Below are 21,683 nucleotides of genomic sequence, written 5' to 3'. Positions count from 1 at the left end.
CGTGACGCCCTCGGTCATCCCGTCCGGGCGCCAGAGCGCCACCCGGCGTCCGGCCAGCCCGGTGCTGCCGCCGCCAGCTGGCCGCTCGCCCGGTGAGCCACCCGCGAGCACCGCGAACAGCGTGGCGGCGTCGGCGACCGTTCGGGCCATCGTGCCGGCGGTGTCCTGCCGCGAGCTGATCGGCACGATGCCGGCGCCTGGCACCCGGCCCAGCGTCGGCTTGAAGCCGACCACGCCGCACACCCCGGCGGGCGAGACGATCGAGCCGTCGGTCTCGGTGCCCACCGCCAGCGGGGCCAGCCCGGCCGCGATCGCCGCCGCCGACCCCGAGGACGAGCCGGAGGTGTTGCGAGCGGGGTCGAACGGGTTGCGGGTCTGGCCGCCGACCGCGCTCCAACCGCTGGTCGAGGCGGTCGAGCGAAAGTTGGCCCACTCGGACAGGTTGGTGGAGCCCAGCACCACCAGGCCGTTGCCGCGCAACCGGGTCACCAGCGGGGCGTCGGCGGCCGGCGGTGAGTCCAGCAGCGCCCGGGAGCCGGCGGTGCAGGGCAGTCCGACGGCTTCGATGTTGTCCTTGATCAGGATCGGGACCCCGTCCAGCGGGCCGAGCGGGGCGCCGTCGCGGCGCCGGGCGTCGCTGGCCGAGGCAGCCGCGCGGGCCCCGTCGGCGTCCAGGGCGATCACCGCGGCCAGCCGGGGGTTCAGCCGCTCGATCCGGTCGAGGTAGAAGTCGGTGAGCTCCAGCGCCGTCAGGGCGCCGCCGGCCAGTAGCCGCTCGGCTTCGGCCGCCGTGTGCTCAGCGGGTCTCGTCATCGGCGTCGTCGACGGCGGCATCGGACGCGGCGTCCTCTTCGACGGCGGTCACCGGGGTGACGCTGGAGCCTTCCCAGCGCAGCCAGGACTCGATCCGGACCAGCGCGCGCTCCCAGCTCTTGGCGATCACGTCGCCGAGCCGGGACCACTCCGGGGCGCCGTCCTTGCCGGAGTAACCGGTATCGCCCTCGACCAGCAGCGCGTACTCGCGGGTGCCGGTCAGCAGCGAGCGCAGCATGCCGTCCTCGCAGCAGTCCGCGATCCGGGCCGCGACGTCGACGATGTCGGCCAGCTCGGAGACCGTCTCGGCATCCGGTTCGCCGGCGGCCAGCTCGTAGACCCGGTCGAAGTCGTAGTGCGCCTCGGGCGCCGGTGACAGCGCGCCCTTGCCCTTGTTCGCGAACGCCTGCCAGGCCGGGTGGTCGGCCAGGTCGTGGTCGGGATGATCGCCCAGCCAGGTGTTGAGCTCGTCCGGGGTGCCCAGCAGCACGATCTTGGAGCCGTCCCCGAGAAAGCCCTGCCACTCCTCTCCGTCGGTGTCCTCCCACGGCGGTGCGAACAGGGTGAGGCCGGAGCGCCCGTTGGCGGCCAGCGAGATGGCGACGATGGGATCAGCGAAGGACGGCATGACAGGCAACTTAGCCGGTGGACGCCATCGCAACCGAGCCGGGCTCAGAAGGCCCGTGAATACGACCCGAGCCTGCGACTATTTCCGCACTCCGCAGAAACAGTCGACCTCACACTCCCAGCGGGTGCCAGACGGTCTTGGTTTCGACGAAGGCAGCCAGCCGCGACATGCCGGGCTCGGCGTCGAGGTCCAGCGTCGCCGGCGCGAGCACCCGCTTGACGTTGTCCGCCGCCGCCTGGGCCAGCGGCACCCGGTCGGCGGGCGCGATGCCGGTCAGGTCGAGGCAGTCGACGTCGCGGTGGCTGGCCAGCCACGGGGCCAGCTCGGCCGCCGACCCGGTCAGCAGGTTCAGCACCCCGCCCGGCAGGTCCGAGGTGGCCAGTGCCTCGCTGAGCGAGACCGCGGGCAGCGGCCGGTCCTGCGAGGCCAGCACCACCACGGTGTTGCCGGTGGTCAGCGCCGGCGCGACCACCGAGACGAAGCCCAGCAGCGAGGACTCCTGGGGGGCGATGATGGCGACCACGCCGGACGGCTCGGGCAGCGAGAAGTTGAAGTACGGCCCGGCGACCGGGTTGGCTCCACCCACCACTTGGGCGTACTTGTCGCTCCAGCCGGCGTACCAGACCCAGCGGTCGATGGCGGCGTCCACCTGGGCCTCGGCAGCGTCGGGCCCGCAGCCCTCGGCCGCGGCGACCTCGGCGATGAACTGCTCGCGACGCCCCTCCAGCATCTCCGCGATCCGGTAGAGCACCTGGCCGCGGTTGTAGGCGGTGGCGCCCGACCAGCCGGCGAACGCCTTGCGGGCCGCCGTCACGGCGTCGCGCAGGTCCTTGCGCGAGGCCTGCGCGGCGTGGGCCAGCAACTGGCCGGCCGGATCGGTGACCGGGTAGGAGCGCCCGGACTCCGATCGGGGGAACGCGCCGCCGATGTAGAGCTTGTAGGTCTTGCGGACCGCCAGCCGCGGGCTGGGCGTGCTGCCGGACCGGGCAGGCTTGTCCGACTGGGCCGGCTTGCTGGGCATCTCAGGCCTCGCTCTGGAGATAGGCGGCAAGGCCGTGGCGTCCGCCCTCACGGCCGAAGCCTGACTCGGAGTAGCCGCCGAACGGCGAAGTCGGGTCGAAGCGGTTGAAGGTGTTGGCCCAGATCACGCCGGCCCGCAGCCGGCTGGCCATCCACAGGATCCGCGAGCCCTTCTCCGTCCAGATGCCGGCCGACAGCCCGTACGGGGTGTTGTTGGCCTTGTCGACCGCCTCCTGCGGCGTCCGGAAGGTCAGCACCGTCAGGACGGGGCCGAAGATCTCCTCCCGGGCGATCCGGCTCGACTGGCTGGCGCCGGTGAACACCGTAGGCGGGAACCAGAAACCCCGGTCCGGCAACGTGCAGGCCGGCGACCAGCGGGTGGCGCCCTCGGCCTCGCCGACGTCGGCCAGCTCGCGAACCCGGGCCAGCTGGACGGCGGAGTTGATGGCTCCGATGTCGGTGTTCTTGTCCAGCGGGTCACCCAGGCGCAGCGTCTGCAGCCGTTCCTGCAGGGCTGAGACGACCTCGTCGTGCACCGATTCCTGCACCAGCAGCCGGGAGCCGGCGCAGCAGACGTGGCCCTGGTTGAAGAAGATCCCGTTGACGATCCCCTCGACGGCCTGGTCGATCGCGGCGTCGTCGAAGACGATGTTGGCGGCCTTGCCGCCCAGCTCCAGCGACAGCCGCTTGCCCGAGACGGCGACCGAGCGCTGCAGCGCCTTGCCGACCGCGGTCGAGCCGGTGAAGGCGATCTTGTCGACCCCCGGCTGCTCGACCAGGGCCTGGCCGACCGCCGGGCCGCCGGCCAGCACGTTCACCACGCCGGGCGGCAGGTCGCACTCGGCGATGATCTCGGCCAGCGTCAGCGCGGTCAGCGGCGTGGTCTCGGCCGGCTTGAGCACCACGGTGTTGCCGGTGGCCAGCGCCGGCGCGATCTTCCAGGCGGCCATCAGCAGCGGGAAGTTCCACGGGATGATCTGGCCGGCGACCCCGACCGGGCGCGGGTCGGGGCCGAACCCGGCGTAGCCCAGCTTGTCGGCCCAGCCGGCGTAGTAGAAGAAGTGCGCGGCGGCGTTGGGAATGTCGACATCGCGCGCTTCCTTGATCGGCTTGCCGTTGTCCAGGGACTCCAGCACCGCCAGTTCGCGGCCGCGCTCCTGGATGGCCCGCGCGATCCGGAACAGGTACTTGGCGCGTTCGGAGCCCGGCAGCCGTGACCAGCTGCCCTCGTAGGCCCGCCGGGCGGCGGCCACCGCGTCGACCACGTCGGCCTCGTTCGCCTCGGCGACCTCGGCCAGCGGCTCCTCGGTGGCCGGGTTGACGGTCTTGACCGCCTCGCCCCGGCCGGCGCGGAACTCGCCGTCGACGAAGATGCCGTAGGAGGGCCTGAGCCGGGCGATGGCGCGCGACTCCGGCGCCGGGGCGTACTCGAACGCGGTCTGGGGGGTTGTCACAGCGTCCTTCCGGTTCGCCAGCCCGGTCGGCTGCTGGGACATGTCGGCGGGCTCGGTCGTTGCCATCGGCCTTCTCAGTCGATCGTGACGTAGTCGGGGCCGTCATAGGCGCCCGAACTCAGTTTGTGCCGCTGCTGCAGCAGGTCATTGAGCAGTGAGGACGCGCCGAACCGGAACGTCCGCGGGTCCAGCCAGCGCTGCCCGGCCACCTCGTTGACCATCACCAGGTAGCGGACGGCCTCCTTGGTGGTGCGAATCCCGCCGGCCAGCTTCACCCCGCGCACCTCGCCGGTGCGGGCCGCGAAGTCCCGGACCGCCTGCAGCATCACCAGCGCCACCGGCGGGGTCGCGGCCGGGCTGACCTTGCCGGTCGAGGTCTTGATAAAGTCACCGCCGGCCAGCAGGGCCAGCCAGGACGCCCGCCGGACCGCGTCCAGGGTGACCAGCTCGCCGGTTTCCAGGATCACCTTGAGGTGGGCGGGTCCGCAGGCGTGCTTGACCGCCACGATCTCGGAGAACACCTTCAGGTAGTTCCCGGCCAGGAACGCGCCCCGGTCGATCACCATGTCGATCTCGGTCGCGCCGGCCGCGACCGCCTCGGCGACGTCGACCAGCTTGGTGGCCAGTGCGGCGCGGCCGGACGGGAAGGCGGTGGCCACCGAGGCCACCTGAACCTCGGTGCCGCGCAGCGCCTGAACCGCGACCTCGACCATGTCGGGGTAGACGCAGACCGCGGCGACCGGCGGCGCGCTGGCGTCCGAGGGGTCCGGCCGGGCGGCCTTGGCGCACAGCGAGCGCACCTTGCCCGGCGTGTCAGAGCCTTCCAGGGTGGTCAGGTCGACCATCCGGATGGACATGTCGATGGCCCAGGCCTTGGCGCTGGTCTTGATGCTGCGAGTCGCCAGCGCCGCCGCCCGGGCCTCGGCGCCGACCTGGTCGACGCCCGGCAGGCCGTGCAGGAACCGGCGCAGCGAGGCGTCGTCGCGGCCTGCTTCAGCCAGGCTGGACGCGGCCAGACCTGATGTGGCCGGGCCGGTCCCGGCGGATTGGCTCAGGAGAACACTCACGCGCGCCAGTCTAGGTCGTGGACCGCCGGGTCGCGTTCGTTGCGATGGACCTGCCCGGCTCGCCGCTAGGCTCCTGGCGTGCAGACCGTCATCGTGGACCACCCGATCGTGCGCACCCGCCTATCCGTGATGCGGGATGAGACCAGCAGCAATGCCGAGTTCCGGGCGGCGCTGCGTGAGCTGGCGACGCTGCTGGTCTACGAGGCGACCCGGCAGTTGCCGGTGACCGAGGTGCCGATCAGGACCCCGGTCGGCCCGACGCTGGGCGCCACGCTGGCCAACCCGCCGTTGCTGGTTCCGGTGCTGCGGGCCGGGCTGGGGATGGCCGAGGCGGCGTTCAACCTGCTGCCGGAGTCCCAGATGGGCTTTGTCGGGCTGGCCCGTGACGAGCAGACCCACCTGCCCGTCGCCTACATGGCCTCGTTGCCCGACTCGCTGGCCGGCCGGCCGGTGCTGGTGCTCGATCCGATGCTGGCCACCGGTGGCTCGCTGGTGCATTGTTGTGAACTACTCGCCTCGCGCGGGGCAAGCGACATCACGGTGATCTGCGCGCTGGCCGCTCCCGAGGGCATCGCGACCGTCGAGCGCAGCGGGCTGGCCGGCCGGCTGTTCACCGCCAGCGTCGACGAGGGCCTCAACTCCAACGCCTACATCGTGCCCGGCCTGGGTGACGCCGGTGACCGCCAGTTCGGGCCTCGTTAACGCTTTGATGACGGCTCGGTTAAGGGCTTGGTTAAGCGGTTGCGACCTCTCGGTATCAGGTGAGATGTTTGAGCCCTCCTCGTCCTGGTCATACAGGTGAGGAATTCCACCTGACTCGCCTGGACGTTGCGCCATGCAACGTTCTACCGGTCTGAAGCGTCTTACCGGTAGCTCGCCAGCCGCGTCGGACGTCAGGAGCTTGGTGCATGTTCGAAGAGGTTCCGCGCGAGCGGCGCGGGGTGGCTCGGCTGCTGCCCGTCCGGCGCGTCGTGCTCGGGCCGTTCGTGCTCGGCGGCGGCATGCTGGTCGCCGCGCTCGGCGGTTCGGTGGCGGTGGCAGCGGCAGCGACCATGATCACCGCCTCGGCGATCGGATCCGACAACGACCTGCCGGCCCGGCCGGGCCAGGTGGTGGCGCCGTCGACCAGCACTGACGAGTCCGTCTCGGCCAGGCGGACGCCGGCCCGGCCGCTGCCGGCCCGGCCCGGACACGCGGCGAAGCCCCCGACCCCGCCGGCTGCCGGTGTCGCCAGCAGCCACGGCGCCACCGGCGTCGGCTCCGCTGGCGGGGTCACTGCTGAGGGGAGCGTCTCCGGCGGGGGTGGGGCGGGAGTCGCCGGCAGGCCTGGCCTGAGCAGCGTCGCGCCACCGTTGCCGACAGCGGCGGCCGGGTCCGGGACCATCGAGCGCACCGCGGCCCCGAGCACACCGGCGGGCAGCCCGGCGCCGACGCCTTCACCCAGCGGCCCGCTGGGCAACGCGGTGATCCGGGTCAGCGGCTATGACCAGGCCAGCAGCCGGCTCGTCTACCAGTTCGCCACCGTCCGGCCCCGGGCCGGGATCGACGGCGGCGACCTGTACCTGATCAGCGGCAGGCAGAGCTTCTCCGCCGCGCTGGCCCCCTCGATGACCATCACTTCCGGTGGCAGCATCTGCCCGCCGGCCGGCAGCGCGTGCACCCCGGATCAGCTGATCAACGCAGCGGATTCCGGATTCTTCGCCCAGGTGGCGATCGACGCCGCGGGCGTGCTGCGCTCGATCATCGAGGTCGGTGGCGAGCCGGCGACCGCCAAGATGAGTCCGGCTCCGAGCACCAGCGCGCAGCTGGACGGCAACCGCCGCGGGCGTCCCAGCAGCAGTCCGCCGGTCCCGAGCGCGAGCCCCACCGCCACCTCCTGACATCCCGGTCGGGCCCTGTTACCGACTTGATGCCGTGCGTTACCGACTTGATGCCGTGTGCTGCGAGCGCAGCACCGGGTTCGGTGTTCTGATGGAAGCGGTGGCGCTTCTCAATGCCGGCGAAGACCACCGCCGGATGAAGATGCTTGCCGAGAAGGTGTCAGATGATCAAGCGTGCGACAGTCCTGGGCCGAAACCGGCCGTTCCGTCCGGCCGGGTTTCCGTTCGGCCGGATCGCCGTGCTGCTGGGATCGGCACTGGTGGTGAGCGTGGCGCTGGCTGGATGCGCCGGCTCGGGCAAGCAGGCCGACGCGCCGGCAGCCGGCAACAAGACGACCTCCAGCTCGGCGCCGGCGCCCGGCTCGACCTCGCCCGGCCCCGCTACCGGCTCATCGGACGCGCCGTGCCGGCAATGGTCCTGCACGCCGGGACAACCGGTGCGGCTCGGCGACGGTTACTCGGTGCGGTTGTGGTCCAGCGCCGCGCCCACCACGGCGCTGAAGCAACCCGACCTCAGCACCCCGGTGCTCCAGCTGCTGCACGAGGACCAGCACCGGCAATGGTGGGTCGGTCGAGCGGGTTTCGGCTGGACGGCAAAGCTGGACTGCCTGCCGGCTGCCGGTAAGGCGATCGCGCACTGCGCGGTCCTCGCCGAGGTGGGTTCGCATGCCGGCACCGCCGAGTTGGTGCTGTTGCGCTCGGGCGCGCTGGACAGCCCGGCTCAGGCGGGCGTGACCTTCGACGGCGGCCGGCCGCTGGCCGCCGACTTCGACCACGACGGCTGGCTGGACGTGCTGGGCACCGAGAACGACTACCAGCCCAACTACGCCAGCGGCCGCAACTACTGGGCCACCTACCGGTTGGTCGACGGCAGCCTGCAGCGCACCGGTTGCCTGCCGCGCCGCACAGCAGCCGAGGCGCCGCCGGAGCGGTTGCTCACCGGCGAGTGCCCGGTGCGGTTCCCGAGCTAGTCGCCGGCCATCCCGAGGGCCCGGGTCACCTCGGCCGCCAGCGCGGCCAGCTCGGCAGTGGCTCGCTGCTCGGCCGCCGCGACGGCCGCCATCAGCCGGTCGTCACCCGCCGGCTCAGCGCCGGCCGCCGGCTCAGCGCCGGTCGGCAGCTCCGGCTCAGCGCCGGTCGGCAGCTCCGGTTCACCGATGGGCATCACAAGTTCCAGGTAGGCCTTGCACTTGGGCTCGGTGCCCGAGGGCCGCACCACCACCCGGCCGCCCTCGAAGCGCAGGATCACCACGTCGTTGTCCGGCGCCAGGTCGCTCACGCTGACCGGCCGGCCCAGCAGCCGGCTGGGGGGAGCGGCTCGCAACCGGCTCATCGCCGCGGCGATCAGGCCGAGGTCGGTGACCCGCCAGGACAGCTGGCTGGTGGCATGCAGTCCGTATTCGGCGGCCAGCTCGGCCAGCCGCCGGGGCAGCGACGAGCCCTCGGCCTTGAGACCGGCCGCCAGCTCGGCGATCAGCAGCGCCGCCGAGATGCCGTCCTTGTCACGCACCCGCTCCGGCGCGACCGCGTAGCCCAGCGCTTCCTCATAGCCGTACACCAGGTCCGGCGCGGCGCGCGAGATCCACTTGAACCCGGTGAGCGTCTCGGCGAAGCCCACCCCGTGCTTGGCCGCCATCGCCGCCAGCATCGTCGAGGAGACGATGGTGGTGGCGTAGGTGCCGCGGACGCCGCGGCGCAGCAGGCAGTCCGCCAGCAGCACGCCCAGCTCGTCGCCGCGCAGCATCCGCCAGCCCGCCGGACGGTCAGCGACCGCCGGGAACAGCGCGCCCACCGCGCACCGGTCGGCGTCCGGGTCGTTGGCGATGATCAGGTCGGCCTGGCAGTCCCCGGCCAGCGCCAACGCCAGGTCCATCGCCCCGGGCTCCTCCGGGTTGGGAAAGCTCACCGTCGGAAAGTCCGGATCGGGCTCGGCCTGCTCGCTGACCTCGTTCGGCGTGCTGAAGCCGGCCGCGGCGAACACCGCCCGGACGACCGGGGCGCCGACTCCGTGCAGGGAGGTGTGCACCACCCGCAGCTCGCGGGGGGTGCCGGGCCGCGCCAGATTCGCCACCGCCGCCACGTAGGCCTGGACCACCGACTCGTCCAGCGTCCGGTAACCGGTCGACATCGCGATCTCGCGCACCGGCCCGACGGCCCGGATCGCGGCCTCGATCTCGGCGTCCATCGGCGGCACGATCTGCGCGCCGTCGTGGGCGTAGACCTTGTAGCCGTTGTCCTGCGGCGGGTTGTGCGAGGCGGTGACCATCACCCCGGCCACCGCGCCGAAGTGGTTGACCGCGAAGGCCAGCAGCGGGGTCGGCAGCAGCCGGGGCAGCAGCCGGACGTCGAAGCCGGCCGCGGCCAGGATCGCCGCGGAGTCGGTGGCGAAGGACCGCGAGCCGTGCCGGCCGTCATAGCCGATCACCACGATGCCGCCGCCCCGTCCGGACGCGGTGAGCTGGGCCGCCAGCCCGGCCGCCGCCTGCCGCACCACAGCGGTGTTCATGCCGTTCGGGCCGGCCCGCAGTGGCCCGCGCAGGCCGGCGGTGCCGAAGGTCAGCGGCCCGGCGAACCGGTCGCCGAGCTCGGCCAGCGCGGCCGGGTCACCGTCGCGCGCCCGGTCCAGCAGCGCCCGCAGCTCGGCGGCGGCGTCCGGGTCGGGCTCGTCGGCGATCCAGCCGGTGACCTGGTCGGCGAGCTGCTGGGGGACGACCACGGCGCTCATCAGGACTCCTGCCGCAGGCGCTGGAGCACCTCGTCGATGCCGAAGGACGGATCGGTGAAACCGCCGCCGACCAGCTCGGCGGCGTCCGCGGCCTGCCGCGGATCGAATCGCAACCCGCTGGCGTCGTCCAGCGGCTGGTAGCCCAGCGCGTGCCCGGCGTCGAGGGACCACCACCGGTCCCGGTTCGCCGAGACCCCCCACACCAGCGCGAAGCCCAACCGGTCGGTGCGCAGGCACGCGTCCACCAGCCTGGCGCAGTCCCGCGGTGACAGCCAGGTGGCCATCGCCCGGGCGTCGGGCGGGGTGTCGTCGAAGGTGCCGATCCGCAGGCAGGCGACCTGCATGCCGTAGCGGTCAACGTAGTAGCGCCCGAGCGCCTCGCCGAACACCTTGCTGACCCCGTACAGGGTGTCGGGCCGGGCCGGGGTGTCGGCGGCCAGGTCGGCCGCGGGGCCGCCGTCCGGGAACTCGTGCGAGCCGGCGGCGCTCGGCTGCCGCGGCGTGAAACCGACCGCATGGTTGGACGAGGCGTAGACGACCCGCCGGACGCCGGCCCGCCGGGCCGCCTCGAACACCTGGTAGGCGCCCTCGATGTTGGCCTCGCGGATCACCGGCCAGGGCGCCTCGGTGGACTGGCCGGCCAGGTGGACGACGGCCTGCACCCCGGCCATCGCCCGGTCCAGCGCGTGCGGGTCGGTGATGTCGCCGTGGACCTGCTCGACCGGTCCGGTCGCCGGCTGCCGGTCGAAGCCCCTGAGCTGCCAGCCCAGCTCCGACAGCAGCGTCGCCAACGAGCGGCCGATCTTGCCGCCCGAGCCGGTGATCAGGACGGTCACAGCCGGCCGATCAGCTCGCCGAGCAACCCGCCGGCCCGGACCGCGGCTGCCTTGCCGGCGGCCAGCACCTCTTCATGGTTCAGCGGCTGCCCGGTCATGCCGGCCGCCAGGTTGGTGACCAGCGAGATGCCGAGCACCTCCGAGCCCTCGGCCCGGGCGGCGATCGCCTCCAGCGCGGTGGACATGCCCACCAGGTCAGCGCCCAGCACCCTGGCCATCCGCACCTCGGCGGGGGTCTCGTAGTGCGGGCCGGGGAATTGCGCGTACACCCCCTCGGCCAGCGACGGGTCGATCTCGCGCATCAGGGCTCGCAGCCGCGGTGAGTACAGGTCGGTCAGGTCCACGAACCGGGGCCCGACCAGCGGCGAGGTGGCGGTCAGGTTCAGGTGGTCAGAGATCAGCACCGGATCACCCACCCGCATGTCGGCGCGCAGCCCGCCGCAGCCGTTGGTCAGCACCGTGACCGCGCAGCCGGCGGCCGCGGCCACCCGCACGCCGTGCACCACCGCCGCCACCCCCCGGCCCTCGTAGAAGTGGGTGCGCCCGGAGAAGATCAGGACCCGCTTGCCGTCCAGGGCCAGCGACCGGATCGTGCCGGCGTGCCCGGCGACCGCCGTCGGCAGGAAGCCGGGCAGCTCGGTGCTGGCGAACTCCTCATCGGCGGTGGCGCGCTCGCTGAGCGCAGTCACCGCCGGCAGCCACCCGGAGCCGAGCACCAGAGCCAGGTCATGGCGCTGCGCGCCGGTCCGGACGGCCAGTTCCCGGGCCGCCTCGGCGGCCAGCTGCCCCGGGTCGGCCGAGTGGACGTCGGGCTGCCGCGGCTGCCGGCCGCCGGCCGAATCTCCGGTCTCGATCTCGGTCTCAGTCACGGGAGCTGAGCCTAGCCCGCGGCCCGCACCCCGGGCCGGCACGGCTGGGCGCCGACCAGCGCCGAGAGATAGGCCACCCCGCGCCCGCCGCGAGCCGGTTCGCTCTAACATCGCGCTATGACGGCGCTCCCCGATCACCTCGCGCTGGCCGGTGACTTTCCGGCGGCGACCCGGGAGCAGTGGCGTTCGCTGGTGGCCGCGGTGCTCGCCAAGTCCGGGGTCAACGTCGGCGAGGGCGTGGGCGACGGCGGGCCCGAGGACGCGCTGTCCTACCGCACCTACGACGGCCTGCTGATCGCCCCGCTCTACACCGCCGCCGACCTGCCCGAGGGCGTGGGGCTCGAGGCCGCCGGGCTGCCGGGCGAGCCGCCGTTCACCCGCGGGTCGAGCGCCCGGCGGGCAGGGTGGGACGTCCGGCAGCGGGTCGCCGATCCGGACCCGGCGGCGAGCAACCGGGCGGTGCTGACCGAGCTGGCCGGCGGGGCCTCCTCGATCTGGCTGCAGCTGGGCGCCTCGTCGAGCGGCGTCGGGGCTCCGGTCGAGTCGCTGGCCGCCGTCCTGGACGGGATGTACCTGGAGCTGGCGCCCGTCGCTCTGGACGCCGGGGCCGAGACCGGCGCGGCGGCCGAGGCGCTGCTGCGGCTGGTGAGCGCCCGCGGCCTGGATCCGGCCGAGCTGGCCGGCACGCTGGGCGCGGACCCGATCGGGCACGCCGCGCGCACCGGCGACCGGCCGGACCTCTCCCTTCTCCCGCGGCTGGCCGAGGCCGCCGCGGAGTTTCCCCGGCTGCTGTTGAGCACCGTCGATGCCAGCGTCTACTCCGAGGCCGGCGGCAGCGACTCCGACGAGCTGGCGATCAGCGTCGCCGTCGGGGTGGCCTACCTGCGCGCCCTGACCCAGGCCGGCCTGAGCGTCGACGCGGCCCTGGCGCGGCTGGAGTTCCGCTACGCCGTCAGCGCCGACCAGTGGGCCTCGATGGCCAAGCTCAGGGCCGGCCGCCGGCTCTGGGGCCGGGTGGCCGAGCTGTGCGGCGCGGCGGCGGGCAGCCCGGGCCAGCGCCAGCACGCGGTCACCGCCGCGGTCACGTTGACCCGGCGCGATCCGTGGGTGAACCTGCTGCGGGCCACCATCGGATGCTTCGCGGCGGCCGTCGCCGGCGCCGAGGCGATCACCGTGGCCCCGTTCGACTCCGCGGTCGGGCTGCCCGACGACTTCGGACGCCGGATCGCCCGCAACACCCAGTCGATCCTGCACGACGAGTCCAGCCTGGCCAGGGTGCTCGACCCGGCCGGCGGCTCCTGGTACCTCGAGTCGCTGACCGAGCAACTGGCCGAGGTCGCCTGGAACAAGTTCACCGCGATCGAGCGGGCCGGCGGCGCGGTGGCCGCGCTGGAGTCCGGCGAGCTGGCCTCGCTGCTGGCGGCCAGCTGGCAACCGCGCCGGGACAACATCGCCCGCCGCCGCGATCCGATCACCGGCGTCAGCGAGTTCGCGATGCCCGAGGAGTCTCTGATCAGCCGCCGGCCGCAGCCGCAACCACCGTCCGGTGGGTTGCCCAGGGTGCGGTACGCGGAGCCGTTCGAGGCGCTGCGGGATCGCTCGGACGCCCGACTGGCCGCCACCGGCGCACGGCCGAAGGTGTTCCTGGCCGCGTTCGGCCCGGTCCCCGCGCGCACCGGGCGGCTGGGTTTCACCCGCAACCTGCTGGCAGCCGGCGGCATCGAGGCTGTGGTGGGCGCCGGTGAGCCGGACGAGCTGGTGGCGGAGTTCGAAGCGAGCGCGACGGCGCTGGCGGTGCTGTGCGCCGCCGATCCGGAGTACGCCGCGCGCGCCGAGCCGCTGGCCACCGCGCTGAAGTCCGCCGGCGCGGAGCAGGTCTGGATCGCCGGCCCGCCGGCGCTGGCCGCCGGGGGAGCGGTCGACGCCGCGATCCACACCGGCTGTGACGCGGTCGCCGCCCTGCGCTCGATCTTCGAGGTGCTGGGGGTGCCCGCGTGATTCCCGACTTCGGCGAGCTGTCGCTGGGCCGGCCGGCGCCCGCAGAGCCGGGGCAGCCGAACCAGGCGGACCGGCCGAACCCGCTGAACCCGCCGGGGGACGGGACAGCCGGCGGCTGGAGCACCCCGGAGGGCATCGAGGTGGCTGAGCTCTACACCGCCGCCGACCTCGCGGGCCTGGACTTTCTCGACACCTATCCGGGCATCGCGCCGTTCCTGCGCGGGCCCTACCCCACCATGTATGTCAACCAGCCCTGGACCATCCGGCAGTACGCCGGGTTCTCCACCGCCGCCGAGTCCAACGCCTTCTACCGGCGCAACCTGGCCGCCGGTCAGAAGGGCTTGTCGGTCGCCTTCGACCTGCCCACCCACCGGGGTTATGACAGCGACAACCCACGGGTGGTCGGCGACGTCGGGATGGCCGGGGTGGCGATCGACTCGATCTATGACATGCGCGAGCTGTTCAGCGGCATCCCGCTGGACCGGATGAGCGTGTCGATGACCATGAACGGCGCGGTGCTGCCGGTGCTGGCGCTGTTCGTGGTGGCCGCCGAGGAGCAGGGGGTGGCGCCCGAGCAGCTGACCGGCACCATCCAGAACGACATCCTCAAAGAGTTCATGGTGCGCAACACCTACATCTACCCACCGGTCCCGTCGATGACGATCATCAGCGACATCTTCGCCTACACCGCGGCGCGGATGCCCCGCTACAACTCCATCTCGATCTCGGGCTATCACATCCAGGAGGCCGGTGCGACGGCCGATCTGGAGCTGGCCTACACCCTGGCCGACGGCGTGGAGTACCTGCGCGCGGGGCTGGCGGCCGGCATGGACATCGACGCCTTCGCGCCCCGGCTGTCGTTCTTCTGGGGCATCGGCATGAACTTCTTCATGGAGGTCGCCAAGCTGCGCGCGGCCCGGCTGCTGTGGGCCAAGCTGGTCGGTGAGTTCAAGCCGGCGAGCCAGAAGTCGCTGGCGATGCGGGCGCACTGCCAGACCTCGGGCTGGTCGCTGACTGCCCAGGACGTCTTCAACAACGCGGTGCGCACCTGCGTCGAGGCGATGGCCGCGACCCAGGGCCACACCCAGTCGCTGCACACCAACGCCCTGGACGAGGCGCTGGCGTTGCCCACCGACTTCTCGGCCCGGATCGCCCGCAACACCCAGTTGCTGCTGCAGCAGGAGTCCGGGACCACCCGGGTGATCGACCCGTGGGGCGGCAGCGCCTACGTCGAGAAGCTGACCTATGACCTGGCCCGGCGCGCCTGGTCTCACCTTGAAGAGGTCGAGAAGGCCGGTGGGATGGCCGCCGCGATCGAGGAGGGCCTGCCCAAGCTGCGCATCGAGGAGGCCGCCGCCCGCACCCAGGCCAGGATCGACTCGGGCCGCCAGCCGGTCATCGGGGTGAACAAGTACCGCGTCGAGACGGACGAGAAGATCGACGTCCTGAAGATCGACAACGCCGGGGTGCGGGCGTCCCAGAGTGAGAAACTGCTGCGCCTGAAGGCCGAACGCGATCCGCGGGCTTGCCGGCAGGCGCTGGACGCGCTGACCCGGGCGGCCGCGGCGATAGCCGAGGGCAGCCGGCCGGCCGGCCTGGAGCAGAATCTGCTGGCGCTGGCGATCGACGCTGCCCGGGCCAAGGCCACCGTGGGCGAGATCTCCGACGCGCTGGAGGTGGTCTTCGGCCGGCATGCCGGGCAGATCAGGACGATCTCCGGGGTGTACGGCGCGGAGGCCGAACAGGAGGGCAGGGTGACCTCGATCGAGCAGGCCCGGGCGGCCACCGACCGGTTCGAGGCCGAGCACGGCCGCCGGCCGCGGATCCTGGTCGCGAAGATGGGCCAGGACGGGCATGACCGCGGCCAGAAGGTGATCGCCACTGCCTTCGCCGACCTCGGTTTCGACGTCGACGTCGGGCCGCTGTTCCAGACCCCGGCCGAGGTGGCCCGGCAGGCGATCGAGGCCGATGTGCACGTGGTGGGTGTCAATTCCCTGGCCGCCGGTCACCTCACCCTGGTGCCGGCGCTGCGCGACGAGCTGGCCGCGTTCGGCCGTTCCGACATCCTGATCGTGGTGGGCGGGGTGATCCCGGAGCAGGACTTCGACGAGCTGCGGGCGGCGGGCGCGGCGGCGATCTTCCCGCCCGGCACCGTGATCGCGACGGCCGCGCTGCAGTTGCTCGAGGTGCTCACCACTCAGCCCGGCGCCGGCTGATCCGCGGTGGATGTCGGGGTCCTGGACGTTGGAGCGTTGAGCGACGGCGTGCTGGCCGGTGACCGGGCCGCCATCGCACGCGCCATCACCCTGGTCGAGTCCCGCCGGCCCGATCATCGGGCTCAGGCTCAGCAGCTGCTGGCCCGGTTGCTGCCGCACACCGGCTCGGCGCAGCGGGTCGGCGTCACCGGGGTGCCCGGGGCCGGCAAGTCCACCTTCATCGACACCCTGGGCAGCAATCTGACGGCGGCCGGCCACCGGGTGGCGGTGCTGGCGGTGGATCCGTCCTCGGCGCGCAGCGGGGGCAGCATCCTGGGCGACAAGACCCGGATGACCCGGCTGGCCGCGGACGACAGCGCGTTCGTGCGGCCCTCGCCGAGTTCGGGCACGCTCGGCGGGGTGGCCAAGGCGACCCGCGAGACGATGCTGGTGATGGAGGCGGCGGGCTATGACGTGGTGCTGGTCGAGACGGTCGGCGTCGGCCAGTCGGAGTTCGTGGTGGCCGACATGGTCGACACCTTCGTGTTGCTGACCCTGGCCCGCACCGGCGATCAGCTTCAGGGCATGAAACGCGGGATCCTCGAGATCGCCGATGTGATCGCGGTCAACAAGGCCGACGGCGAGCACCTGGACACCTCGCAGCGGGCGGCCCGCGAGCTGTCCTCGGCGCTGCGGTTGCTCCGCGGCGCCGAAGGGCAGTGGCAGGCGCCGGTGCTGACCTGCAGCGGGTTGCACAACAGCGGCCTGGACCAGGTGTGGAAGCACGTGCAGCGTCATCGCGACACGCTGCTGGCTGACGGTGGGTTCGAGGCCAAGCGGCGCCGCCAGCTGGTGGAGTGGACCAGGTCGATGGTGCGCGACCGGCTGCTGGAGCAGCTGCGGACCCCGGCCGCGCGCGAGCTGGCCGAGGCCGCCGAACGGGCGGTGCTGGCCGGCGAGTTGACCGCCGAGCAGGCGGCCGAGCAGATCCTGGCCGGTCTGCGAGACAGCCCGTGACGGCGTTGGCGCGGTTCAAGGAGCTGGTGGTCGACGCCGTCGACGTCGAGACGTCGGCCCGGTTCTGGTCCGCGGCACTCGGCCTGACCCTGCGGCGCGAGGACTCCGACGTCTGGCTGGACGGCCCGTCGGTCGGCCATGGCGTGTGCTTTAACACGGTGCCCGAGCCCAAGACCGTCAAGAACCGGGTGCACCTCGACGTCCACACCGGCTCACTGGCCGAGCTCACCGCCGCCGGCGCGGTGATCATCGAGCCGGCCGGCCCAGGCCGGGCGTGGACCGTCATGACCGACCCGGACGGCCAGGAGTTCTGCGCGTTCGTCCGCGACGAGGTGCCCGAGTACCGGTTGTACGAGCTGGTGATCGACTGCGCCGAGCCGGAGCCGCTGGCCCGCTGGTGGGCCTCGGTGCTGGGCGGTGAGCTGGAGTCCGACGAGGATGGTGACTGGGGGCTGAGCCGGGTGCCGGGCGTTCCGTTCGAGTACCTGGTCTTCGGCCGGGTTCCCGAGCCGAAGACGATCAAGAACCGGGTGCACTGGGACGTCGAGGTGGCCGACCCGCAGCTGCTGATCGACGCCGGCGCCACCCTGCTGCGCCCGCGCGGCGGTGACCTTGGCTGGCACGTGCTGGCCGATCCGGCCGGTAACGAGTTCTGCGCCTTCGAGCGGACTGCTGAGGAGGACGCGCCGGCCTGAAGATAAGGTGCCCTTGTGCCGAGCAGCCTCCACGCCCAAGCCCTCGACTGGCTGGGCAGTCACCAGGCTGAGCTGGTGGCCTGGCGGCGCGAGCTGCACAGTTACCCCGAGGTCGGCTACTCCGAGCACCGCACCACCGAGCTGATCGTCAAGGTGCTGCGCGGCTACGGGCTGGCTCCCAAGCGGCTGTCGATCGGCACCGGGGTGACCTGCGACATCGGCCCCGGGCCGGATTTCGTCGCCCTGCGCGCCGACATCGACGCGCTGCCGCTGCCCGACACCAAGCAGGTCAGTTACGCCTCGCAGAACGCCGGGGTCTGCCACGCCTGCGGGCACGACGTGCACACCGCGATCCTGCTGGCGGTCGCCGGCTTCCTGGCCCGGGCCGATGAGCTCGGCGGCTCGGTCCGGCTGATCTTCCAACCCGCCGAGGAACGGCTGCCCGGCGGAGCCGAAGCGGCGGTGAAAGAAGGCGCGTTGGAGGGTGTCGGTGAGATCTTCGCCCTGCACTGCGACCCGAAGCTGAACGTCGGCCAGATCGGGCTGCGGGCCGGGCCGATCACCGCCTCGTGCAACCAGCTCGACATCAGGCTGATCGGTCCCGGTGGCCACACCGCCCGTCCGCAGCTGACCGTGGACCTGATCTATGCCATGGGCAAGCTGATCACCGAGCTGCCCGGCATGCTGTCGCGCCGGATCGATCCGCGGGCCGCGGTCTCGCTGGTCTGGGGAGCGGTGACGGCCGGTTCGGCTGCCAACGCGATCCCGACCACCGGGACGCTGCGCGGCACGGTCCGGATGCTCGACGGCACGCTGTGGAACCAACTCGAAGCGATCGTCAGTGAATTGGCCCGTCAAATCGTGGCGCCGACGAACGTCGAGATCGAGATCACCTATGACCCGGGGGTGCCGGCCGTCACCAACGACGCCTCGCTGGTCACCGTCCAGACCCAGGCGGCGCTGACGGCGTTCGGCCCGCACGCCGTCTCGGACACGCTCCAGTCGATGGGCGGTGAGGATTTCGCCTGGTACCTGCAGACGGTTCCGGGCGCGCTGGCAAGGCTCGGGGTACGGGCGCCGGGAGCGCCGCTGTATGACCTGCACCAGTCGAACTTCGACATCGACGAGGACTCCTTGGCGATCGGCGTCCGGTTCACCGCCGCGCTGCTCGACGAGTTCTGGGCCGGCGACGCCAAGCCCGCCTGAGCGCTGAACACCGCCGAGTGAGCGGCTGATCGGGGCGAGACTGGCCGTTTCGACGTGCGGTGTCCAGTCCAGATGCGATGCTAGCCCCCATGCCAGATAACCCAAACGCCCCAGTTGCCCTGGCCAAAGGGGCAAATATTGGATTGCGCCAACTGGATGCCGAACTCGGCTCGGTCACCGTGATACTGGAAACGTGCACCGCTGACAAGAATCCCATCGACGCCGACGTCAGCGTGCTGCTGCTGGGTCACGACGGCCGCGTGCGCTCCAACGATGACCTGATCTTCTACAACCAACCGGTCGCTCTGGCAGGCGCGGTCCACTTGCGAGACAAGATCAGGTCAGAACCGGACGCCAACGACATGGTCGTGTCGACGGACGTCCTCACCCTGGAACTCGACGACGTTCCCGAGGACGTCCATCGGATCATCGTGGCCGCCAGCCTCGAGCCGAACTCGGACCTGAGCTTCGGTGACGCCGAGTTCGTCCAACTGCGACTGCAGCGCACCTCAGATGCTCATGAGCTGCTGGCGTATCGCATCGAAGACGCCAAATCCGAGAAGGCGTTGCTCGTTGGAGAGTTGTACCGGCGTGCTGGTGAATGGCGTATTCGCGCCATCGGCCAGGGATACTCCGACGGGCTAGCCGCGTTGGCCACTGAGTTCGGCATCGAGATCGACTCATCGTCCGAGAGTGCCGCCACGGCGGAACCCGCAGCGCCGCAGGCGACGGCAGCGGCCGAGCAGGAGTCTGCGGCGGCGCCGTCGGATGATCCCAGCCCAGCCGTTGACGAGGCTGTTCAATCAGATGTCGCGCCCGACCTGGCCGCTGAGGCATCGCCGCCAACTCGCCGCCTGTCGGTCCGGCGCAGCGTTCGCGCGCCCAAGATGCCCGCCGACTGGGATCGTACGATCCCCGCCGAGGGTGAGATCGATTGGCAGCCGGCGCGACTGTTCCCGGTTGCCGGAATCGGGGTCGGTGAGGAGCAGGAGCGGCGCGCCACCTCCTCGCTGCTGGCGGTGATGTCGCTGGTTCGTGACTTCGGCCGCGCCTTGACGGTGCCCTATGGCGCACCCGCCGGCTTGATTGAAACCTTCGTCGAGGTCCCGTTCGGCCATGACGACAAGGCGTTTCGCCCCGATGGCGTCATCCGGGTGACCCGCGGTCAGAAGGTGTGGATCGCCCTGGTCGAGGTGAAGACTTCCACCAACGAACTCCAGCAGCAGCAGATCGACACCTACGTCGATATTGCCCGCGCCAAAGGATTCGACGCCGTCATAACGATCAGCAATCAAGTCACCGGGGCGGTTGACGAGCACCCGGTCTCCATCGAGCGCCGCAAATTGCGGAAGCTCGCGCTGAAGCACCTCTCCTGGGACGAGATCCGCACTCATGCCATCGTCGCGGCTCGGCATCGGGGGGTGACTGACCCGTCTCAGCGTTACGTGCTCACGGAATTCATCCGGTACATGCAACATTCACGTTCAGGCCTGCACGGCTTCGCCAACATGGGCCCGCAATGGGTCAAGGTGCGGGAGGACGTCAAGGCCAGGACACTGCGCAGCACGGACAAGCACGCGACCGAGGTGACCGCGCTGTTCGACCAGTTGATCCGGTTCATCGGATTGCACCTGACCGCGATATTGGGGGTAACCGTCCAGCCGGTCGGGCAGCGCAACTCCAGCGACACTGCCTCACGCTGCCGACAACTCGTGGACTCCGGCCTTCTTGTCGGAACTTTGAAGGTGCCCGGCGCGGCAGGACCCATCGTGATCACAGCCGACCTGCGAGCTGAGCGGGTGAGTTGTTCGATCACTGTGGACGCTCCTCGCGAAGGCAGGCCGACGACGAGGGTCAACTGGCTGCTTCGGCAACTGAGCGAGGCTCGGGACGCGACCAGGGTGGAGGCGATCCTCGCAGGCGGCGCGGGCCGGTCCACCGCTCAGCTGCTCGGCAATGGAAAGGCGCCGCGGAGCCTTGATGGGTTGATACCGAAGGACGGGCGCGACATTCGAGCGTTCAGGGTGAGTTTGGACCTGCCGATGGGTGGTAAGCGAGCTACCGGGCAAGGCAGCTTGATCGGCTCGGTCCTCGAGGTCGTCACCTGCTTCTACGCCGAGGTGGTGCAGAACCTCAGTCCGTGGACTTCCCGCCCGCCGAGGATGCCTGCCGACACGGACTCGCCTCAGGGGTGAGTCGAGACGTGGGCGGCCTGATCAGGCGGCAGATGCCTGGTTAACAATTTCGCCTTGACGCTCCTTTGCCTTCACTCGGGCAGGTAGCGTCCAGCCACCATTCTCTATCACGCTGGGAGCACTCATGCTTTCGAGGTCTTTGAAGTCTGTTGGAGTAGTCCTTGGCGTGGTGGGCATCATGGCCGCTACCCAAGCGCCGGCTGCCGCTGCGCAGTCGTTCGACATTAACACCGACATGTCCGATGGGTATGCGCATGTTTATGGCGAGGTCAGCTTCGTCAACGCTCGCAGCGTCTACGTCAATTCCTACGTGGCGGACCGGTGCGCCTCGAATGGTCAGGGCGACGGGGAAGGCGCCTACGTGTGGCTTCAGATCAAGTACACCGACGGTACCTACAACGCAAAAGCCATCTACCAGAACTACGACGACAACGGCTGCTCGAACGGGTATATACCCAGCGGTTCCACCTACAGCATGCTCAGGAATATCAGTTGGGTTCGCATCCGACTCGATGAGGGCAACGGGCCCAATGACAGCACGCCCGACACCGCCCTCTCCACCCAGAAGGACAACCCGTACACCTGAACCTTGGGTGGATCAGAGTCCTGCAGGCGTCAGCCTCCGATGGAGCGGCAGGGCCGGGCGCGCAGCTCGTCGACGTAGTCGCCAGGCGCTCCCGCGGCGTCGGCGGCTTCGGCGATCAGCCCGAGGTAGCGGGCCGAGGGCAGGCCGCCCTCGTAGCCGTTGAGCACGTAGGTCCAGGCGAGCACGTCGCCATCAAGGGTCGAGACCCGCAACCGGGACGTCCGGTAGAGGCCTGAGTCCGCGCTCTCCCACTTGTCCAGCGCGACCCGGTCCTGGGCGGTGATGTCGTAGAGCGCGACGAAGACGGCAGCTCCGGGCTCCTCGACCAGGGTGGCCAGCGCGCCCTCCCAACCCAGGTCCTCCCCGCCGAAGGTCAGCCGCCAGTTGGGCAGCCAGCCGGTGCCGGCGAACGGTGAGTGCGGGCACCTGCTATGCATCTGGGACGGGTCCATGTTGGATCCGTAGGCGGCGTAGAGGGGCACGATCAGGCAGCCTACCG

19 protein-coding genes are annotated in these 21,683 nt (G+C 71.4%); 10 read left to right on the top strand and 9 right to left on the bottom strand.

Annotated elements, in window-relative coordinates; all coding sequences use genetic code 11:
* The 5 genes from VF557_20690 to deoC all read right to left on the bottom strand — a co-directional run.
* On the bottom strand, window positions 1–813 hold an 813-nt coding region (locus VF557_20690; GenBank protein HEX8082638.1), incomplete at its 3' end, for an amidase family protein.
* Window positions 797–1,441, bottom strand: a complete 645-nt coding sequence (locus tag VF557_20685) for a hypothetical protein (GenBank protein HEX8082637.1) — start codon at window positions 1,439–1,441, stop codon at window positions 797–799. The genes VF557_20690 and VF557_20685, both read right to left, overlap by 17 nt.
* Window positions 1,442–1,550: 109 nt before the next feature.
* Entirely contained in the window at window positions 1,551–2,462 is a 912-nt protein-coding gene (locus tag VF557_20680) for an aldehyde dehydrogenase family protein (protein ID HEX8082636.1), read from the bottom strand.
* A gap of 1 nt (window position 2,463) precedes the next feature.
* Complete coding sequence (locus VF557_20675; protein HEX8082635.1) at window positions 2,464–3,981, bottom strand: aldehyde dehydrogenase family protein; 1,518 nt, start codon at window positions 3,979–3,981, stop codon at window positions 2,464–2,466.
* A gap of 8 nt (window positions 3,982–3,989) precedes the next feature.
* Window positions 3,990–4,982 carry a deoxyribose-phosphate aldolase gene (deoC, locus tag VF557_20670; GenBank protein HEX8082634.1) on the bottom strand — a complete coding sequence of 331 codons (993 nt, stop codon included), beginning with the start codon at window positions 4,980–4,982 and terminating at the stop codon, window positions 3,990–3,992.
* 78 nt (window positions 4,983–5,060) lie between these two features.
* Here deoC and upp point away from each other — a divergent pair, with 78 nt between their 5' ends.
* The 3 genes from upp (at window position 5,061) to VF557_20655 (ending at window position 7,833) form a co-directional block, all read left to right on the top strand.
* Window positions 5,061–5,684, top strand: coding sequence for a uracil phosphoribosyltransferase (upp, locus tag VF557_20665; protein HEX8082633.1), 624 nt, complete (start codon window positions 5,061–5,063; stop codon window positions 5,682–5,684).
* Between the two features lie 206 nt (window positions 5,685–5,890).
* On the top strand, window positions 5,891–6,862 hold the full coding sequence (locus tag VF557_20660; GenBank protein HEX8082632.1) for a hypothetical protein: 972 nt from the start codon (window positions 5,891–5,893) through the stop codon (window positions 6,860–6,862).
* Window positions 6,863–7,026: 164 nt separating this feature from the next.
* Window positions 7,027–7,833, top strand: coding sequence for a hypothetical protein (locus VF557_20655; protein ID HEX8082631.1), 807 nt, complete (start codon window positions 7,027–7,029; stop codon window positions 7,831–7,833).
* On the opposite strand, the gene VF557_20650 is transcribed toward VF557_20655, so the two are convergent.
* From VF557_20650 to VF557_20640, 3 genes are read right to left on the bottom strand one after another with little or no spacing between them, the layout of a single operon-like run.
* Window positions 7,830–9,587 carry a phospho-sugar mutase gene (locus VF557_20650; protein ID HEX8082630.1) on the bottom strand — a complete coding sequence of 586 codons (1,758 nt, stop codon included), beginning with the start codon at window positions 9,585–9,587 and terminating at the stop codon, window positions 7,830–7,832. The genes VF557_20655 and VF557_20650 overlap by 4 nt on opposite strands.
* Window positions 9,587–10,423 carry an NAD(P)-dependent oxidoreductase gene (locus tag VF557_20645; GenBank protein ID HEX8082629.1) on the bottom strand — a complete coding sequence of 279 codons (837 nt, stop codon included), beginning with the start codon at window positions 10,421–10,423 and terminating at the stop codon, window positions 9,587–9,589. The genes VF557_20650 and VF557_20645 overlap by 1 nt, the downstream gene beginning before the upstream one ends.
* Window positions 10,420–11,292 carry a purine-nucleoside phosphorylase gene (locus VF557_20640; GenBank protein ID HEX8082628.1) on the bottom strand — a complete coding sequence of 291 codons (873 nt, stop codon included), beginning with the start codon at window positions 11,290–11,292 and terminating at the stop codon, window positions 10,420–10,422. The genes VF557_20645 and VF557_20640 overlap by 4 nt, the downstream gene beginning before the upstream one ends.
* A 117-nt stretch (window positions 11,293–11,409) precedes the next feature.
* Between VF557_20640 and VF557_20635 the strand changes: the two genes are divergently transcribed.
* The 7 genes from VF557_20635 (at window position 11,410) to VF557_20605 (ending at window position 21,184) form a co-directional block, all read left to right on the top strand.
* Window positions 11,410–13,290: a methylmalonyl-CoA mutase subunit beta gene (locus tag VF557_20635; GenBank protein HEX8082627.1), complete on the top strand. Its 1,881-nt coding sequence runs from the start codon at window positions 11,410–11,412 to the stop codon at window positions 13,288–13,290.
* Window positions 13,287–15,506: a methylmalonyl-CoA mutase gene (gene scpA / locus VF557_20630; protein ID HEX8082626.1), complete on the top strand. Its 2,220-nt coding sequence runs from the start codon at window positions 13,287–13,289 to the stop codon at window positions 15,504–15,506. The genes VF557_20635 and scpA overlap by 4 nt, the downstream gene beginning before the upstream one ends.
* A gap of 6 nt (window positions 15,507–15,512) precedes the next feature.
* Window positions 15,513–16,502, top strand: a complete 990-nt coding sequence (meaB, locus tag VF557_20625) for a methylmalonyl Co-A mutase-associated GTPase MeaB (GenBank protein ID HEX8082625.1) — start codon at window positions 15,513–15,515, stop codon at window positions 16,500–16,502.
* Window positions 16,499–17,197: a VOC family protein gene (locus tag VF557_20620; GenBank protein ID HEX8082624.1), complete on the top strand. Its 699-nt coding sequence runs from the start codon at window positions 16,499–16,501 to the stop codon at window positions 17,195–17,197. The genes meaB and VF557_20620 overlap by 4 nt, the downstream gene beginning before the upstream one ends.
* A 15-nt stretch (window positions 17,198–17,212) precedes the next feature.
* Complete coding sequence (locus VF557_20615; protein HEX8082623.1) at window positions 17,213–18,403, top strand: amidohydrolase; 1,191 nt, start codon at window positions 17,213–17,215, stop codon at window positions 18,401–18,403.
* A gap of 89 nt (window positions 18,404–18,492) precedes the next feature.
* A complete protein-coding gene (locus VF557_20610) occupies window positions 18,493–20,598 on the top strand; it encodes a TerD family protein (GenBank protein ID HEX8082622.1) in 2,106 nt (701 codons plus the stop codon).
* Between the two features lie 178 nt (window positions 20,599–20,776).
* Window positions 20,777–21,184 (top strand): hypothetical protein, encoded by a 408-nt coding sequence (locus VF557_20605; GenBank protein ID HEX8082621.1) that lies wholly within the window; start codon window positions 20,777–20,779, stop codon window positions 21,182–21,184.
* A 29-nt stretch (window positions 21,185–21,213) separates the two neighbouring features.
* Here the strand turns inward: VF557_20605 and VF557_20600 are convergent, their stop codons facing one another.
* Window positions 21,214–21,666, bottom strand: coding sequence for a gamma-glutamylcyclotransferase family protein (locus VF557_20600; GenBank protein ID HEX8082620.1), 453 nt, complete (start codon window positions 21,664–21,666; stop codon window positions 21,214–21,216).
* Window positions 21,667–21,683 lie beyond the last annotated feature (17 nt).

The organism is Jatrophihabitans sp. (assembly GCA_036389035.1).
Lineage (GTDB): Bacteria > Actinomycetota > Actinomycetes > Mycobacteriales > Jatrophihabitantaceae > Jatrophihabitans_A.
The sequence above is the reverse complement of the archived record's forward strand: the minus strand, read 5'-3'. Positions and strand labels throughout refer to the sequence as shown.